The 16070-nt window shown below is 68.6% G+C and carries 13 protein-coding genes and 1 pseudogene; 8 read left to right on the top strand and 6 right to left on the bottom strand.

Going from position 1 to position 16070, the window contains the following annotated elements; all coding sequences use genetic code 11:
• The first annotated feature begins 38 nt into the window (after nucleotides 1-38).
• Nucleotides 39-1091 (top strand): ABC transporter substrate-binding protein, encoded by a 1053-nt coding sequence (locus tag QR77_RS12225; protein WP_040021646.1) that lies wholly within the window; start codon nucleotides 39-41, stop codon nucleotides 1089-1091.
• 59 nt (nucleotides 1092-1150) lie between these two features.
• The gene (locus tag QR77_RS12230; protein ID WP_150130370.1) at nucleotides 1151-3799 is read left to right on the top strand and encodes a tetratricopeptide repeat protein; all 2649 of its coding nucleotides are present in this window, start codon (nucleotides 1151-1153) and stop codon (nucleotides 3797-3799) included.
• 85 nt (nucleotides 3800-3884) lie between these two features.
• On the opposite strand, the gene QR77_RS12235 is transcribed toward QR77_RS12230, so the two are convergent.
• Nucleotides 3885-5036, bottom strand: coding sequence for a right-handed parallel beta-helix repeat-containing protein (locus QR77_RS12235; protein WP_160310899.1), 1152 nt, complete (start codon nucleotides 5034-5036; stop codon nucleotides 3885-3887).
• A gap of 449 nt (nucleotides 5037-5485) precedes the next feature.
• On the opposite strand from QR77_RS12235, the gene QR77_RS12240 reads away from it, so the two are divergent.
• Complete coding sequence (locus QR77_RS12240; protein ID WP_040021649.1) at nucleotides 5486-5761, top strand: hypothetical protein; 276 nt, start codon at nucleotides 5486-5488, stop codon at nucleotides 5759-5761.
• A 96-nt stretch (nucleotides 5762-5857) separates the two neighbouring features.
• Nucleotides 5858-7687, top strand: a complete 1830-nt coding sequence (glmS, locus tag QR77_RS12245) for a glutamine--fructose-6-phosphate transaminase (isomerizing) (RefSeq protein WP_040021650.1) — start codon at nucleotides 5858-5860, stop codon at nucleotides 7685-7687.
• A gap of 26 nt (nucleotides 7688-7713) precedes the next feature.
• Here the strand turns inward: glmS and QR77_RS12250 are convergent, their stop codons facing one another.
• A complete protein-coding gene (locus tag QR77_RS12250) occupies nucleotides 7714-8562 on the bottom strand; it encodes an alpha/beta hydrolase-fold protein (RefSeq protein WP_040027769.1) in 849 nt (282 codons plus the stop codon).
• A 259-nt stretch (nucleotides 8563-8821) separates the two neighbouring features.
• On the opposite strand from QR77_RS12250, the gene QR77_RS12255 reads away from it, so the two are divergent.
• On the top strand, nucleotides 8822-9559 hold the full coding sequence (locus tag QR77_RS12255) for a hypothetical protein (RefSeq protein ID WP_150130371.1): 738 nt from the start codon (nucleotides 8822-8824) through the stop codon (nucleotides 9557-9559).
• A 203-nt stretch (nucleotides 9560-9762) separates the two neighbouring features.
• On the top strand, nucleotides 9763-10842 hold the full coding sequence (locus QR77_RS12260; protein WP_040021652.1) for a hypothetical protein: 1080 nt from the start codon (nucleotides 9763-9765) through the stop codon (nucleotides 10840-10842).
• 115 nt (nucleotides 10843-10957) lie between these two features.
• Here QR77_RS12260 and QR77_RS12265 read toward each other — a convergent pair whose 3' ends face one another.
• From QR77_RS12265 to QR77_RS12275, 3 genes are all read right to left on the bottom strand, one after another.
• Nucleotides 10958-12130, bottom strand: coding sequence for an EstA family serine hydrolase (locus tag QR77_RS12265; protein ID WP_040021653.1), 1173 nt, complete (start codon nucleotides 12128-12130; stop codon nucleotides 10958-10960).
• 201 nt (nucleotides 12131-12331) lie between these two features.
• Nucleotides 12332-12916: a GPR1/FUN34/YaaH family transporter gene (locus QR77_RS12270; protein WP_040021654.1), complete on the bottom strand. Its 585-nt coding sequence runs from the start codon at nucleotides 12914-12916 to the stop codon at nucleotides 12332-12334.
• Nucleotides 12917-12995: 79 nt separating this feature from the next.
• On the bottom strand, nucleotides 12996-14048 hold the full coding sequence (locus QR77_RS12275; protein ID WP_040021656.1) for a hypothetical protein: 1053 nt from the start codon (nucleotides 14046-14048) through the stop codon (nucleotides 12996-12998).
• A gap of 124 nt (nucleotides 14049-14172) precedes the next feature.
• Here QR77_RS12275 and QR77_RS12280 point away from each other — a divergent pair, with 124 nt between their 5' ends.
• Nucleotides 14173-14811, top strand: a complete 639-nt coding sequence (locus QR77_RS12280) for a TetR/AcrR family transcriptional regulator (protein WP_040027770.1) — start codon at nucleotides 14173-14175, stop codon at nucleotides 14809-14811.
• Between the two features lie 115 nt (nucleotides 14812-14926).
• On the opposite strand, the gene QR77_RS12285 is transcribed toward QR77_RS12280, so the two are convergent.
• On the bottom strand, nucleotides 14927-15448 hold the full coding sequence (locus QR77_RS12285; RefSeq protein WP_040021658.1) for a universal stress protein: 522 nt from the start codon (nucleotides 15446-15448) through the stop codon (nucleotides 14927-14929).
• A gap of 292 nt (nucleotides 15449-15740) precedes the next feature.
• On the opposite strand from QR77_RS12285, the pseudogene QR77_RS48580 reads away from it, so the two are divergent.
• Nucleotides 15741-16070, top strand: a pseudogene (locus tag QR77_RS48580) (hypothetical protein); the annotation flags it as partial.

Raw genomic sequence — 16070 nt, forward strand, 5'->3', positions numbered from 1 at the left:
ACCATCTGACCCGGCCCGTACGAAAGCGGACAACTGCCATGCCCAACGCCCTCACCTCCCCCCTCACCCGCCGCGGCCTCCTCGCCGCAGGCGGCGCCACCGCGCTCGGCGTCGCCCTCGCCGCCTGCGGCAACAGCGGCTCGAACGACGCGAAAGACGCCGAAGAGGGGACCACGAACGCGGCCGGCGGCAAGAAGTCCGGACCCTGGTCCTTCAAGGACGACCGCGGCATCACCGCCAAGGCCGACCACACACCGCAACGCATCGTCGCCTTCACCGGCACCGCCGCAGCGCTGCACGACTACGGCGTCGAGGTCGTCGGGGTCTTCGGCCCGACCAAGACCAAGGACGGCAAGCCGGACGTCCAGGCCGGCGATCTCGACGTCAACAAGGTCGAGATCATCGGCAACACCTACGGCGAGTTCAATGTCGAGAAATACGCGGCCCTCAACCCCGAACTCCTGGTCAGCGCCCAGTGGATCAAGAACCAACTCTGGTACGTACCCGACCAGTCCAAGGACAAGATCCTCCAACTCGCCCCGAGCGTCGCCCTGTGGGCGGCCGAGACCACCATGCCGAAGGCCATCGAGCGCCACGCCGAACTGGCCGCCTCCCTCGGCGCCGATCTCAAGGCGCCCGAAGTGACTGCCGCCAAGGCCCGTTTCGAGAAGGCCGCTGCGCGGCTGCGCGCCGCCGCCAAGGCCAAGCCCGAGATCAGGGTCCTGATCGGCTCGGCGAGCCAGGACCTCTTCTATGTGTCGCTCGCGAAAACGTCCGCCGACACCCTCTACTTCCAGCAGCTCGGTGTGCGTTTCATCCAGCCGGACCACGTCGACGCACAGGGCTTCTTCGAGAACCTGAGCTGGGAGAACGTGGGTAAGTACAAGGCCGACATCATCATGATGGACAACCGTTCGTCCGCCATCCAGCCGTCAGCGCTGGGCTCCAAGCCCACCTGGCAGGAGCTGCCCGCCGTCAAGGCCGGCCAGGTCATTCCGCGTACCAGCGAGCCGATCTTCAGTTACGACAAGTGTGCGCCGATCCTGGACGCGCTGGCCCAGGCGATCGAGCGGGCGAAGAAAGTCTCGTGACCGACCCGATCGCGCGGTTCGCGCCGTGAGATGTGTCGCCGTGCGCTAGAAAGAAATGCATGGGGGATACAAGGAACGAATTCAGCGGCGGTAGCGCCCACACCGTCGTACAGGCGCACACCATAAGCCAGTTCACCGTGGCGGCGCCGACGCCGGGCCCGCCACCGGAAGCGCTCGGCGGACTGCCGCCAGGGCCGGCGGCCTTCGTGGGGCGCGACGCCGAACTCGAAGCGCTGCTCGCCTCGTTGAAGCCGGAGCGCGGCCCGAGAGGTCCCCGTAGCCGTAGGCCGACCCGTTCGATGGCCCGACACTGGGCGGCCGGCACCCGTGTGGTCGCCGTCTCGGGACCGGCGGGGGTGGGGAAGACCGCCCTCGCTCTGCGGGCGAGCGAGCGCGCCGGACAGCTCAGTTGGTACGGCGGCCAGTTGTACGCGGACCTGCGCGGGTACGAGCGCGAGGCCGCCGACCGGGTCGTGGCGTACGACGTGCTCGGCGCGTTCCTGCGGGCGCTACGGATCCCCGCCGAGTCGGTGGCCCCCGCACTCGGGGAGCGCCTCGCGCAGTACCGCACCACACTGAACCGGCTGGCGGACGAGGGCCGCCCGATCCTGGTCGTCCTCGACAACGCCGCTTCGGCCGGGCAGGTGGCAGCACTGCTGCCGCCCCACCGGAGGAACTGCGCGCTGGTCGTCGGACGGCATGTGCTGGCGGGCGACGCCCTGCGCGGCGCCGCACAGCACCGGCTGGACGTACTCTCCCCGGGCGCCGCCATGGAGTTCATCGACATGGCGCTCTCCGAGGCTCGTCGCCCGGACCGCCGGTCGGTTCAACACCGGCAGGACGCCCAGCGGTTGGCCGAACTGTGCGACCGGCTGCCGCTCGCGCTGGACGTGGCCGCGGCGAGCCTCGTCGCCGCGCCGCACCTCACCCTGGGCGAACTCGCCGACCGCCTCAGCGATTCGGCCGGACGGCTCGACGCGCTGGTGACCTCCGACGTGTCCGGGCCCTCGACGGCGGTCCGCTCGGCCTTCGACCTCTCCTACGCGCGGCTCGTGGACGACGAGGCGCGGCTCTTCCGGCTCCTGTCGCTCCACCCGGGACCCCACATCACCGTGGAGGCCGCCGCCGTACTCTCCGGCTCTCCCTTCCCCAAAACAGCTCTGGTGCTTGAGGAGTTGCAGCGTGCCCACATGATCACGGCGAACGCGGGGACGCGGAACGGCTACCGCTTCCACGACCTGCTCCGGCTGTACGCGGTGGAGCAGGCCGAGGCCCAGGACCCGGAGCCCACCAGGCGAGAGGCGATCGGCCGGCTGCTGGACGCGTACGTGAGCGCCGCCGGCGAGGCCGACCGATGGCTGCGCCCGCCCTCGGCCGCCGCCGCGCCACCGCCCGTACCCTCACGCCCCACCGTCGGCCCGGACCGCCCCACCATCGGCCCCGAGTACTTCGACGGACGGGCGGGGGCGCTGTGGTGGTTCGCGGAGGAACGGCTGTGCCTGGTGGGTGCCGTACGGCTGGCCCACGCGACGGGATGTGACGCACAGGCGATCCAACTCGCCCTGAGCCTCAGCGCGTTCTTCGACCTCCAGAAGTTCTGGGACGACTGGAAGTCCACCCACCGGCTCGCCGCCGACGCCGCGCGCCGGTCCGGCGCCGAGGCGGACGAGGCGGAGTGTCTGCGACGGCTGGGCATCGGATGCCAGCAGTCCGGCGACCACAAAACCGCGTTCGAGGCGTACGACAGGGCCCGCCGGATCTGGGAGACGCTCGGCGACGAGGAGAAGGTCCAGGAGGTCCACGGCTACGTCCTGCGCGCCCTCCAACTCCAGAACACCACAGGGACCAGGGTCAGCCTCGCGGCCATCAAGACGTACGACCTCGGTGCCCGCGTCCTCGACAACCACCCCGACCTCGCGGTGCGCGCCGCCGTACTGAGCAACCTCGGCAATCTCTACCAGGGCCGCGGGGAGCAGGCGCGCGCCCTTGAATGCCACCAGCGGGCGCTGGAGGTGCGGGAGCGGTCCGGAGACGTCCGGGGCCAGGCCCAGAGCCAGGTCCACATCGGCAACGCCCTTTCCCAACTGGGCGACAAGGGCGACAAGGGCGGCAAGGGCCAGGCAGAACTGAACCCGGCCGTACGCGCGTACCAGGAGGCGATGGAACTCTTCCGCGGGGCCGACGACGTGTACGGCGAGGCATGGACCCTCCACAACCTGGGGCAGCTCTCCGTACGGGAGTGGAACAGCCGCGGCGTCCTGACCGCCTGGCTCGCCCGCGTGGCCGCGCTGCGCCGGTGGCGCGAAGCGGCGCGGCTCCTCACCGACAACGACCGGGCGCGAGAGGCCGCGCGTATCCGCAACGACATCGAGAGACTCACGCCCGGCTTCCGCTTCATGTCGCGGTCGGCCCGTGACTCCCTGGTGTACCGCCCGACGCACACCTTCGCCGTCGCGATCCCGGTCGTCGCGACGACGGGCGCCTCGCTGCTGTCCGACGGAACGGGCCTCGGCCATGCGGCCGGCCACGCCGCCGACTACGTGGGCGGCCATGTCCTGTCTCTGTCAGGGTCGTCGGACCTGGTCGACTTCTCCGACCACCCCGTCCCCGACCACGGGGTGGACTACTTCGGCTACGGCGACGCCGAACCCGACCCGGGCGATCACGACTCGGATGATTCAGGGGACTCGGGCGGAGACTGGGACTGAGCGGAGCCCCCACCCGCACAAGATCCCGCCCTCGCCGGGCAGTTCACGGCGAGGGCAGGGGTAGGGGGAAGGCGCCTCGGACGGATCAGCCGGTGATGCCCAGCAGGTAGGTGAGCGCGCTCGTGTTCACGAACTGCGACTGGAGTGTGCTCGCCGTCTGCTTGGCGACCTGGAAACCGCTCGGCTTCGCCGGCAGACCACCGCAGCCGGCGACCGGCGTACCGACGTGGGTGGACTTGTCCACGTTGCCGGTCACGGTGAAGTCCTTGACGCCGTTGACCGCGAAGCCGTAGCCCATGTGGCCGCCCTGGATGGTGTTGTTGACGACCTTGGCGCCGTAGACCGTGTCCTGTGCGCAGCTCCAGATCGCCGGTCCCATGGCGATGCCGACCTTGACCATCTTGCCTTGCGCGTCAATGGTGTTGTTCTGCACGACAACACCGTTGTAGTTGCCGTTGATGGGCTTGTAGTCGACGAGGTTGATCCCGCCGAGCAGGTCCTGCGTCTTGGCGACGATGGTGTTGTTCTGCACGGTCGAGCCGGTGGCGCCGAAGAGGACGATGCCGCCGTCGGTCGCGTCCGTGATGGTGTTGCCCTGGACGAGGCTCTTGGCGCAGGAGAGCGAGATACCGTCCGACCACATGTTCTTCTGGGCCAGACCGCCCGGGCCGAGCTGGTTGTTGAGGATCTTGGCTCCGGTGCACTGCGCCGAGTTGTTGGCGACGACGCCCTCGGTGAAGTGGAGGATGGACCACGTACGGGTGTTGTGCGCGTACACGTTCTGCACGGTCTGGTTGAGGCCCTTGTTGCCCATCTCCAGCAGCGCGCCGCCGCTCGCCCTCGGCAGGGACGGGAAGAGGCCGTCGGCCTGGATGTTCTGTACGACGACACCGGACTGGCCGTTGCCCGATACGGCGGTGGTGGCGCTGCCGTGGAGCCGGAGGTTGGCGCGGGTGCCACCGGTCGGCAGGCCCTCGGTCTCCAGCACCTGGTTGGGCGCGGTGAAGGTGACCGGGCTGTCGATGGTGAAGACGGAGCCGGCGCACAGGACGGCTTTGGCGCCGGTGCCGTTGAGGGCCGCGTTGATGTTGGCCTGCGTACCCGAAGGGATACAGGCGGCCGCGGACTTGGGAGAGTCGGCGCCGAAGGCGTTGGTCTGGGTGGTGAGGAGTGTGGCGGCGGCCGCCGCTACGGCCAGTGCGGGTACGAGCTTCTTACGTATCGCGAACACTCGCATGGGGGGTCCATCCCTGTGGGGGGTAAGGCGTGGGGGGTATGGCGTGGGTGGAGGTGTGGCGTGGGGGTACATAAAATCCAGCGGATTGCCTTACGTCAATGCTTCCAACACGTTAAATCTCCCCGCCCGTTGGCTGGCACTTTGCCAACTTGCCTGTAGCGAGGGGCAGTAAGCGCTATCTGAGCAGCTCTTACCTCGCACTGGACCAGGCGGGAAACGCCCCAGAACTTCCGTGATCAGAGCCGGGATACGGCCACTAACTACTTTTACAACCGGGCACACAATCGAAAATATGTACGATTCACAGCGCCCCACCCCGCCCGTGACACCGCGTGCGCCGTACGCACCGTACGTAATCCCCCTCACTCCGAACACCCTCAAGCGACCCACCCTGCCCGATATCGGGCAGATATCTTGCGAAGACCGCCCGCTGACCGCAGTATCAACGCATGCCGGAAGTCCGTCCGTCGTACGACGACCTCATCGACCACCTGGTCCGCAGCTCCGCGCTACAGCGGGGCGAGGCCGCGCGGGTCGTGCTCGACGTACTCGCGTACTTCGACGAGACGACCGAGACGTTCGTCCGCCGCCGGCACCGCGAGATGCAGGCACGCGGTGCCGTGAACGCGGACATCTTCGAGCACATCGCGGCCGAGCTGCCGCACCGGGCCGTGGCGCCTCCCGAGCTCTCACTCCGGCAGTTGCGCCGCATCGTCTACGGCTGAACACCCACCACCAGGGACACCAAGCAGCACGCAGCACGCAGCACGCAGCACACGAAACACCGCGGGAATCACGACCACAGGAGGAGCAGAGACCGTATGTGCGGAATCGTCGGGTATATCGGAAAGCGTGATGTCGCTCCCCTGCTGCTGGAGGGCCTCCAGCGGCTGGAGTACCGGGGGTACGACTCGGCGGGCCTGGTCGTCACCGCCAAGCCCGCCGCCGGCAAGGCGGCCGTGCTGAAGATGGTCAAGGCCAAGGGCCGCGTCCGCGATCTGGAGGCCCGCGTCCCCAAGCGCTTCGCCGGTACCACGGGCATCGCCCACACCCGCTGGGCCACCCACGGCAGCCCGAGCGACGAGAACGCGCACCCGCACCTCGACGCCGAGGGCAAGGTCGCCCTCGTACACAACGGCATCATCGACAACGCCTCCGAACTGCGGGTCAAGCTGGAGGCCGACGGCGTTGTCTTCAGCTCGGAGACCGACACCGAGGTACTGACCCACCTCATCGCGCGCTCGCAGGCCCCGACCCTGGAGGAGAAGGTCCGCCAGGCGCTCCAGCTCATCGAGGGCACGTACGGCATCGCGGTGCTGCACGCCGATTTCGCCGACCGCATCGTCGTCGCGCGCAACGGCTCCCCGGTCGTCCTTGGCATCGGCGAGAAGGAGATGTTCGTCGCCTCGGACGTCGCCGCGCTCGTCTCGCACACCCGCCAGGTCGTCACGCTCGACGACGGCGAGATGGCCACGCTCAAGGCCGACGACTTCCGTACGTACACCACCGAGGGTTCCCGCACCTCGGCCACGCCGACCACCGTGGAGTGGGAGGCCGAGTCGTACGACATGGGCGGCCACGCCACGTACATGCACAAGGAGATCTCCGAGCAACCCGAGGCTGTGGACCGGGTGTTGCGCGGCCGGATCGACGACCGGTTCTCGACCGTGCACCTGGGCGGTCTCAACCTGGACGCCCGCGAGGCGCGGGGCGTGCGCCGGATCAAGATCCTGGGCTGCGGTACGTCGTACCACGCGGGCCTGATCGGGGCGCAGTTGATCGAGGAGCTGGCCCGTATCCCGGCCGACGCCGAACCGGCCTCGGAGTTCCGCTACCGCAACCCGGTCGTGGACCCCGACACGCTCTATGTGGCGGTGTCGCAGTCCGGCGAGACGTACGACGTACTCGCCGCCGTCCAGGAGCTGAAGCGCAAGGGCGCACGGGTGTTGGGCGTGGTGAACGTCGTCGGCTCGGCGATCGCCCGCGAGACGGACGGCGGGGTGTACGTACACGCGGGGCCCGAGGTGTGCGTCGTCTCCACCAAGTGCTTCACCAACACCGTGGTCTCTTTCGCGCTGCTCGCCCTGCACTTGGGCCGTATCCGCGACCTGTCGGTGGCCGACGGCAAGCGGATCATCGCCGGACTGCGCAGGCTGCCGGACCAGATCTCCGAAATCCTCGCCGCCGAGGGGGACATCGAGAAGCTGGCCGGTGAGTACGCGCACGCGAGGTCGATGATGTTCATCGGCCGGGTACGCGGCTACCCCGTGGCCCGCGAGGCGTCGCTGAAGCTGAAGGAGGTCTCGTACATCCACGCGGAGGCGTACCCCGCCTCGGAGTTGAAGCACGGACCGCTCGCCCTGATCGAACCGGCGATGCCGACGGTCGCGATCGTGCCCGACGACGATCTGCTGGAGAAGAACAGGGCGGCGATGGAGGAGATCAAGGCCCGTGACGGCCGAATCCTCGCGGTGGCACACCAGCCGCAGGAAAAGGCGGACCACACGATCGTGGTACCGAAGAACGAAACGGAACTGGACCCGATCCTGCTCGGAATCCCGCTCCAACTCCTCGCCTACCACACGGCGTTGGCGCTGGGCAGGGACATCGACAAGCCGAGGAACCTGGCGAAGTCGGTCACGGTCGAGTAGTCGTACGAGGTCGATCGCGGAATCGATCAAACCTCGTTGGGCCGCCACAGCCAGCGCAGAGCGTCCGGCAGGAGAACGCCGCCGTGGTTGGGGCTGTGTCCGCCGTCTCCCAGGACAAGGCGGAAGTCGTAGCCCGCTTCAGCGAGAGCGGCTGCCACGCGCAGGTTTTCGGCGAGCCAGTTCCACTGTGGCTCGTCCCAGTGCAGGTCGCGGTGGCCGGCCTGCATGAAGATGCGCAGCGGTTTGCGGGGGATGCGGGAGATGAGGTCTGGGTAGGGGTTGCCGTCCGGCATCTGCGCGAAGCTGGACAGGTATCCGATGACGCGGCGGAACTTGTCCGGACGCAGCCACGCGGCGGTGAAGGCGCAGTTGCCGCCGCTGCTCCCGCCGCAGATGCCCCACCGTTCGGGCGACTGGGCGATGGTATAGCGCTCCGCGACCTTCGGGATGATCTCGGTGAGGAGGAAGGTGACGTACCGGTCGTCGAAGGCGTCGTACTCGTTGTTGCGGTTCTTCGGGTTCTCCGCATCGGGGAAGACGCCAGGATCTACGAACACGGCGATGGTGACGGGGATGTCGCCGCGGTGAATGAGGTTGTCCAGGACGATCGCGCCGCGCACCTCCCCTGTGGGGTCCAGGTACCACCATCCGTCCTGGAACACCATCAGGGATGCCGGTTCCGCCGGGTCGTACTGTGCGGGCACATGTATCCAGAACTTCCGGAAGGTTCCCGGGTAGACCGCGCTGCCCCTCCATTCGAGCTCGACCGTCTCACCAGCGGGCACGCCCGGCTGCGGAGCGGAATCGGGTCCGTGGATGTAGCGCACGGCGGACTGGTCGATCGGAAGTGCCTGGTAGGGCATCTCGATGGTCACGGAGAGCAACCCTAGGGCGAGTACCGCCCTGGCCCGCACGCGGGTGCCCCAATCACCTTGCTGCCCAGCGGCGTTGGCCAACGGCCTCACGAACTACGGCTGCCGTGCCTGACATTGGACCACTCGCTCAGCGCTGGGCAGAGAAATCGGTGAAGCCCCAGCAGCAAGGCGCCACGTGCGCAATGCTGCTGCGGTGTCCTCCGCCGAGGATCCATGGAGCGAAACTGGGCTCATTATCTAGCGAGGCCACATGTCAGGCTTGCCCGACTTCACCGCTTCACTGGGCAGCTTCCTGTCCATGATTGGGATACACCCGGCCATCATCGCTCTTGTGACACTGGCCTACGCGGTGGAGTCGTACGTAACGAACGCCCACAAAGCGATGAAGCTCGCGAGGGCAACTCAGCGTGCCGGGAGTTCAGCAATCTCCCGCCTCCTCGCCCAGCCGGTTTCCCGGCGCGTCATCGCGGTGATCATCGCTGTCATGGTAATCGCCATCCAGTGCGTCATGCTCCGGCTTGCCTACATCATGGGCAGCCTGATTTCCTCGGTATTCGATCCTGTTCGGCGAGATAGTTTCGACGGCCTGTCTGCCGCGTCGTTTCTCGAAATTGACTCACTGTCGCCCTACCTGCGAACAGATCTGATATCTGTTGGATTCACAGCGCTCGCGGCCTTCTTGATGCTCATCGCCTACCGCCAGGGGGACTCGACCAGGCGCTTGTCGTATCTCTTGGCCGCGCCCTGCAACATCGCTGTGTTCGCATTCCTTTCCGGGCTGGCCCTCACACTCGTCGTTGATGCCTTGCTGTTGGGTGTTCCCTTCATTCTCTCGGCGGGACAGTTCGTCAACACGAGCATGAGCGCCGAGTGGGTCACCGATCCGGCCAACTACGTCGTGGCTATCACCTGTTCCGTCTACACGGTCACGGCCGTGGTCTCTGTCGAGGGAGCCCGGCTCGTCGGGCGGCTGTTCCGAGAGACCCCGGCCCCATGAAGAGCGTCACTCCGGGAGACCCGGTCAACGAGAAGTACGCGGAGCGGCGGGCTGCTGCCTGGCTCTATCGATACCGCACCGGCAAGCTGCTTTCGGGGGCCCGGGCATCTGCGACGTGTGGGCGACAGCCGCTTCATGGAAGCGCGAGGTTAGGATCACGGACGGTCCTGGGGAGGACCTGATCGCGCGCAGGGGGGAACGTCATGAGCAAGGACGAGGCGTCCATATCGGACGCGGAGTGGGAGCGCTTCCTGCGGGAGGCCGAGGCCGGGACGCAGGGCGCGCCTGAAGAGCCTTCGGCGCGGGCCCGGATGGTGGGACGGCGTCTGCGGGAAGAGACCGGGCCTCCTCAGGGATGGCGGACTCACCAACCACCCCGGCGCAGACGGGGCAAGGCCTGGTACGTGGTCGGATTCCTGCTCGCTGTCGGGTTGTTGGTCGTGGCGCTGGATCCGGGGCGGGTCGTCGGATGGTTCGGGGACGGAGACGGAGACGTGGAGGGCGTCAGCGCGTCACCCGCTCCTCCTGAGTCGGCACCGCAACTGCCCACACTGAACCAGCCGTTCAGGGGATCCCCGGCGGCACGGTGGAAGGACGGGACGGCCGGGATCAGCGTGCCCGAGGCACGGGCGACCGGTTGGATGGCCAAGGGGCAGGTCGCCAAGACGCTCGACAAGAGCCTGGACTTCCTCGCTGCGGCCAGTCTGGATCCCGATGTGCTGCGCGGGGAGCGGCCGAAGAAGGCGATCGCGTTGATCAATCCGCACCAGCGCGATGTCCAGGACTACCTGTCGGTCGCCTTCAGCGAGCCCAGTCAGGAGAACAATCCGCTGCTGCTGTTCAGCCGTTTCGCGCGGACGAAGGTGCGGCTGGTGGGGGACGTGGTCAAGACGCAGGGCCGGATCACGTTCCGCGAGGGCGAGCGTGGCGCGGTCGAGGTGACCAGTGACGTGACCTACGTCTACCCGGTCGTCCGCACCGCGGCGGGCAGCGACGAAGTCGCGCGCACCATCGTCCGCCGCGAGACGGTGATGAGCTGGGACGACCCGGCGAAGGTGATCACCGAGCCGGGGACTCTCTCCCTCACCTCCTACAAGGTGGACGCCACCAACGGCGGCTGCGGCAACTTCACGGGGTACTTCATCCCCGGGTTCACCGCCGACCGTCCGCCGGCCGGTTCGGCGGACGGCCCCGAGGTGGACCCGTACGACCGGAGCACATCGATGGACGCGCGCATGAAGGAGGCCGGCGATTCGAAGTGCGGAATCGCCACACGCACGTGACGGACAGAAGCCAACTCGCTCAGATCCAGTGGGACGTTCGGCGCCTCGAAGGCCGACCGACCCGGCCTCGTACCCGAAACGTAGGCCCAGGCTGAGCCCCCCAGCCGGCCTTTGGCTACTTCGCCGCCGGGAGCGCCTCGTACACGGCGGTCAGCAGCGCCATCTTGCGTGGGTCGTCGCGCAGGAGGGGGCCCATCTGGTTCATCACGTAGCCGAAGCCGACGCCGTGTTCCGGGTCGGCGCAGCCCGTGGAGCCGCCGAAGCCGTCGTGGCCGAAGGCGAGGGGGTTGGGGCCGAAGCTGCGTTCTTCGCTGCCGAGGGTGAAGCCGAGGGCGAACTCACCGCCGACACCGGCCACCGCGTCCACGCATCGGCCTTGGCCCTGCCGGGCGTTGCGCAGTCCTTCGGCCGACAGGAGGCGCTCGGAGCCGTCCGCCAGGGCGCCGTAGATCGTGGCGAGGGCGCGTGCCGTGCCGTGGCCGCCCACCGAAGGCAGTTCGGCCTTGCGCCACTCGGGCACATTGGCGTGCCGGCCGAGGGCCGGGGGGTTGGCCAGCGCGGCCAGCGGGGCCGGGCCCGCCGCCGCGAAGGCCGCGGCCAGCGCGGACTCGCGCTCCGGGTCCGAAGGGGGCTCCACCATCTGGGAGCAGCGCGCGAGATCGGCGTCGGACACGCCGATCAGGAAGTCGGCCCCGGTCGGTTCCGCGATGTTGTGCGCGACGAACTCGCCGACCGTGCCGCCGGTCACGCGACGGATGACCTCGCCGACCAGGAAGCCGTAGGAGATCGCCTGGTACCCGCTGACCGAGCCGGGCTCGAAGAAGGGTTCCTGGGCGGCGAGCAGCTTCGTGACTTTTTCCCAGTCGTACAGGTCGGTGGCGGTCAGCGGGTGTTCCAGTCCGACCCCGGTGACGCCGGAGCGGTGCGACAGCAGCCAACGGACGGGGATCTCCGCCTTGCCCGCGGCGGCGAATTCGGGCCAGTACGTGGCGACAGGGGCGTCGAGGTCCAACTCACCCCGGTCGGCGAGCTGGTTGGCGGCGATGGCGGTGATGCCCTTGGTGGTGGACCAGACGTTGGTGAGCGTGTCGCTCTGCCACGACCGGGTGCGCTCCGGGTCGGTCCAGCCGGCCCAGAGGTCGACGACGACCTCACCGTTCACGGTGGCGCTGACGGCGGCTCCGACCTCGCCGCGCTCGGCGAAGTTTCGCGTGAACTCCTCACGTACGGCTTCAAAGCCGGGTGCGCATGTTCCCTGCACCGGCGGTATGGCGGTGGGCTCGGCCATCTGGTTCAACTCCGTTGTATCGCCTCGGAGTCGAACCGTACCGCTCGGAGATCTCTCCGCCCCAGGGGGTGAGGAGTGTGATCGGAAGAATCGGAAGAAGATGATCCGCTTGGGTGAGGGCGCCTCCGGGCGGGCCACCCGGCCGCTCGGAGACGCCCTCCGGAAGGGGACGGCACTGCCCATGTGCCGACCCGTGGCCGGTTACGGCGTCGGGGCGGGTACCCGGGGCTGTGCTGCTCGACTCGGCTCGAGTGACGGCCAGTTGGCCAGGGTCGCTGTCGCGGTGTACCAGGAGGTGAGGCCGCCCAGCGCGGCCAGCCAGCCGCCGGAGCGGGCCAGCGCGTCGGAGTCGGCGAACTGGGAGATGGCCAGCAGGACGAGCGCCATGCAGAAGAACCCGTACGCCGCCTGCGCCACCGGGCCCGAGTCCCTGGCTCCGAAGGTCAGGCTGAGCGCCAGGAGCGCCCACAGGAGCAGGAAGAGGCCTGCCGCGTTGGTGGAGACCTTGTCGCCCACTCCGGTGCCCCACGTGAACCAGAAGGCCCCGAGGGCGACGAAGGCCGTGCCGGTGGACGAGCCGCCGGTGCGGAATTCGAGGAGTCCGGCGACGAAGAGCGTTATGCCACCCACGTACAGCGCCAGCGTTGCCGCGTCGGCCGCCGTCACCCCGTCGACGACCCGGGTGATGCCGATCCCGAAAGCGAGCAGCGTGAGTCCGAGGGCGAGATGGCCGACGACCGAGGCCGCGGTCGAAGTCGCTCTGTCCGCGGAGACGTTGATGTCCATGTCGCGGAGGGCTCCTTTCCATGACGTGTGCCTGTACTGGGTCCCAGCGAGCATTACGTACCCTTCACAACCACACAAATCACCTGTCGGCCGACAGATTTCGTCTTTCCACCCCGCCATCCGCATAGCGGTCGGCGAGAGCGGCGAACGCGGCCTTGGGCTCCCAGGGCAGCCCGGGGTACGTGTGGCCGGTGCGGCCTTCGAGCACCTTGACCACGCCGTAGCTGGCCCGGTCGAAGTCCTCGTGGGGCGCTTCGCGGTGAGGCAGGTCGTAGCGTGCGAACGTATTGACGAATGCCGTGTCGACGCCCGCCGCGTCGAAGATGTCGAGCAGCTCCCGCAGGTACGCCGCCTGCTCGTCCTCGTCGCGGGGGTAGTCACCGTCCAGTCGCACGGGCGTGCCGTCGGCGCCCCACTCGACGATCAGGTCACCGTGGCCGCCCTTTCCGGCGGCGCCGGTGTGGGTGGTGCAGCCGAACTCGGTGACGGCGACGGGCTTTCCCTGCGCGGCGAACGCGGCGAAGGCCTCGCGGAACCCCTCGGCGACCTCAACCGAGCGGTACCCGGCGTCACTTGAAATGATGTCGAAGGGCGTCCAGTCGACGTTCTCGAACGGCAGCGAGGCGTAGCTGACCTTCCCACCGAACCGGGCCCGGACGGTACGGACGGCCTCGCCCAGGAAGTCGTTGACGCGCGCGGGGACTTCCGCCAGCGACTCCCGCAGCCGGACAGGGTCGCCGAACAGCGCCGACCTGTCGGCGAAGGTGTCACCGGGCAGGAACCCGAGGGTGGACAGGGCCAGTTCGGACCCGGTCAGGAAGACGACGTCGGCGCCCCGCCCGCGTATCCGCTCGGCGCGTTCCGCGCAGTCCCCGAGGAGCGCGAGCAGTTCGTCCGTGGTCAGGTCGCAGGTGAACGGGCAGAACCAGACCTCAAGACCGGCGTCGGCGGCGTACGTGGCGGCCGTCTCCAGCCGGTCCGGGTCGCCGCCGGTGACACGTACCGCGTCACAGTGCAGGTCGTCGCGGATCACACGCATCTCGCGCCGGACGGTCTCGGGGTCGAAGGTCGCACGGGTGGTCACTCCCCGGTTGATGAAACCGGTGTCGTACGTGATGCCGTTGCTTCGCATATGTCACACCTCTGGCGTGGGCGGCCGGACCATGCTGACGGTACGGCTTAAGGTACCGACCGTACCTTAAGGAGTGGCGATCCTGGCCTGGCGGGAGACGTGCGAGGTACGGTCTGTACTCATCATGAGAGAAGAGAAGCCTCCCTCCGCCCCGGTGCGGCGGCGCGGGGAAGAGCTGGAGCAGGCGATCCTCCGCGCGGCGGCCGACGAACTCACGGCGTCCGGATATCCCGGGCTGACCATGGACAAGGTCGCCCGCCGCGCCGGCACGAACAAGAACGCGATCTACCGGCGGTGGCCCAACCGCGCCGCGCTCGGCATCGCCGCCTACCTGCTGATCACCGCCGGGATCGAGTTGCCCGACACGGGTGAACTGCGCGGGGACGTCCTGGAGTTGATGCGCCGCGCCAACCGCAACTTCTCCTCACCTCACGGTGAGATCCTGCGCGGCCTGCTGGCGAGCGCCGGTGACGACCCGGAGTTGCTGGAGCGGCTCCGCGAACACACCGGTGACGGCGGAAGTGCCATGTGGCTGACGGTCCTGGGGCGCGCGGTCGCGCGCGGCGAGATCTCCCCCGAGGCACTGCACCCGCGCGTCGCCACGGTGGCCGTGGTGCTGCTGCGCAACGAGTACGTCACCCGTGGGCTGCCGACCGCGCCCGACAGCGTGCTCGTCGAGATCGTGGACGAGGTGTACCTGCCACTCGTACGGGGACGGGGGCGGGGACAGGGACCTCAGCGGGCGCAGGGGGCGCCGGACTGACCCCGCGGCGCCGGCGGGGCCGTACGTACGCCGCGTACGGCTCGTGCGGCCTGCACGTACGGCTCGTACGGCGGTCGCCCGCACCGGCGTTGCCGGTCGGCTCGTACGCTCAAGGTTACGGAATGACAACAACGGGCCGCTGCGCCCGTCGTGCGAGCCGGCCCGCCACCGAGCCGAAGATCCGGCCGACGATGCCGTGCGTGGACCCGACGACGATCGCGTCGGCGGAGTACTCCTCGCCGACCTCTTCGAGTTCGTGGCAGATGTCGCCGCCGCGCTCGACCAGGATCCACGGCACTTCGGTGAGGTAGTCCGCGCACGCCAACTCCAGGCCGAGCACCTCGGTGCGGTGGTCGGGGACGTCCACGAAGACCGGCGGCTCGCAGCCCGCCCAGACCGTGGTCGGGAGGCGGTTGGCGACATGGACGATGATCAGGCCGGAGCCGAGACGTCTCGCCATGCCGATGGCGTACGCCAGGGCGCGTTCGCTCGATGTCGAGCCGTCGAAGCCGACAACCACCCCGTGCCGGAAGGCCGGATCGCAGGCTGCGCGTGTTTCTTCCGCCGCTCGCAGCTCCGACCCGGGGTCGGCAAGCTGCTTGCGGTCAGCGGGTTCAGGGATTTCGTGACCGGCCATTGGCGTCTCGGCGAAGAACGTCCTCTTGGGAAGGAACAACAATGGGCAAGGCAGGCGGAGAAGGCAGGCGTGGCTGTCCGGGAATGGTCTTCCCAATCTCGTACCCGTAAGGGTACGGCGACACTCTTCCTATGCCCAGAGCCCGCCGCCCCAACCGCAGCGTTCCACGGAGCATGCACGAGCACGCCCAGGATCGCAATGTCCCATGGCATCTACAGGCGTCAAAAGGAGTGACCGGAGTACTCCGGTTCTCGTTGGCCATCGGTCACGCCGCCGCCTCCAGGGAGCTCCCGTGCCCGTACCACCGAACGCCCAGGCCTCCCGCGACTCCCAGCGCCACGGACGCTCGCGTACTCCGGACCGGCGCGGCCGGGAAAGGCGCGTTCAGGACAGTCGGCACGGTGCCCGGCGCGCTCCGGACAGGGGTACGGAACCCGCCACCCGGCCGTCCGCCGACCCCGCCGGCGACGTGGTCCGCTGGGCGGTGTTCAGCACCCTGCTGGCGCCTGTGGTCCTGGTCGTCTACGGCACGTCCCTGGGCGGGGCCGCGGCCGCCGCGCTCGGTCTCGCGGCCGTGACGGCGGTCTGCCGGCTGCTGCTGCGCCAGTCCGAGCGCGCCGCG

Source organism: Streptomyces sp. 150FB (assembly GCF_000818195.1).
Taxonomy (GTDB): Bacteria; Actinomycetota; Actinomycetes; order Streptomycetales; family Streptomycetaceae; genus Streptomyces.

Coding starts and splice junctions, on each gene's coding strand:
- QR77_RS12280 (WP_040027770.1), top strand. CDS start 14,173: ATGAGAGAAGAGAAGCCTCCCTCCGCCCCGGTGCGGCGGCGCGGGGAA.
- glmS (WP_040021650.1), top strand. CDS start 5,858: ATGTGCGGAATCGTCGGGTATATCGGAAAGCGTGATGTCGCTCCCCTG.
- QR77_RS12235 (WP_160310899.1), bottom strand. CDS start 5,036: ATGCGAGTGTTCGCGATACGTAAGAAGCTCGTACCCGCACTGGCCGTA.
- QR77_RS12230 (WP_150130370.1), top strand. CDS start 1,151: ATGGGGGATACAAGGAACGAATTCAGCGGCGGTAGCGCCCACACCGTC.
- QR77_RS12240 (WP_040021649.1), top strand. CDS start 5,486: ATGCCGGAAGTCCGTCCGTCGTACGACGACCTCATCGACCACCTGGTC.
- QR77_RS12225 (WP_040021646.1), top strand. CDS start 39: ATGCCCAACGCCCTCACCTCCCCCCTCACCCGCCGCGGCCTCCTCGCC.
- QR77_RS12275 (WP_040021656.1), bottom strand. CDS start 14,048: ATGCGAAGCAACGGCATCACGTACGACACCGGTTTCATCAACCGGGGA.
- QR77_RS12270 (WP_040021654.1), bottom strand. CDS start 12,916: ATGGACATCAACGTCTCCGCGGACAGAGCGACTTCGACCGCGGCCTCG.
- QR77_RS12260 (WP_040021652.1), top strand. CDS start 9,763: ATGAGCAAGGACGAGGCGTCCATATCGGACGCGGAGTGGGAGCGCTTC.
- QR77_RS12285 (WP_040021658.1), bottom strand. CDS start 15,448: ATGGCCGGTCACGAAATCCCTGAACCCGCTGACCGCAAGCAGCTTGCC.
- QR77_RS12265 (WP_040021653.1), bottom strand. CDS start 12,130: ATGGCCGAGCCCACCGCCATACCGCCGGTGCAGGGAACATGCGCACCC.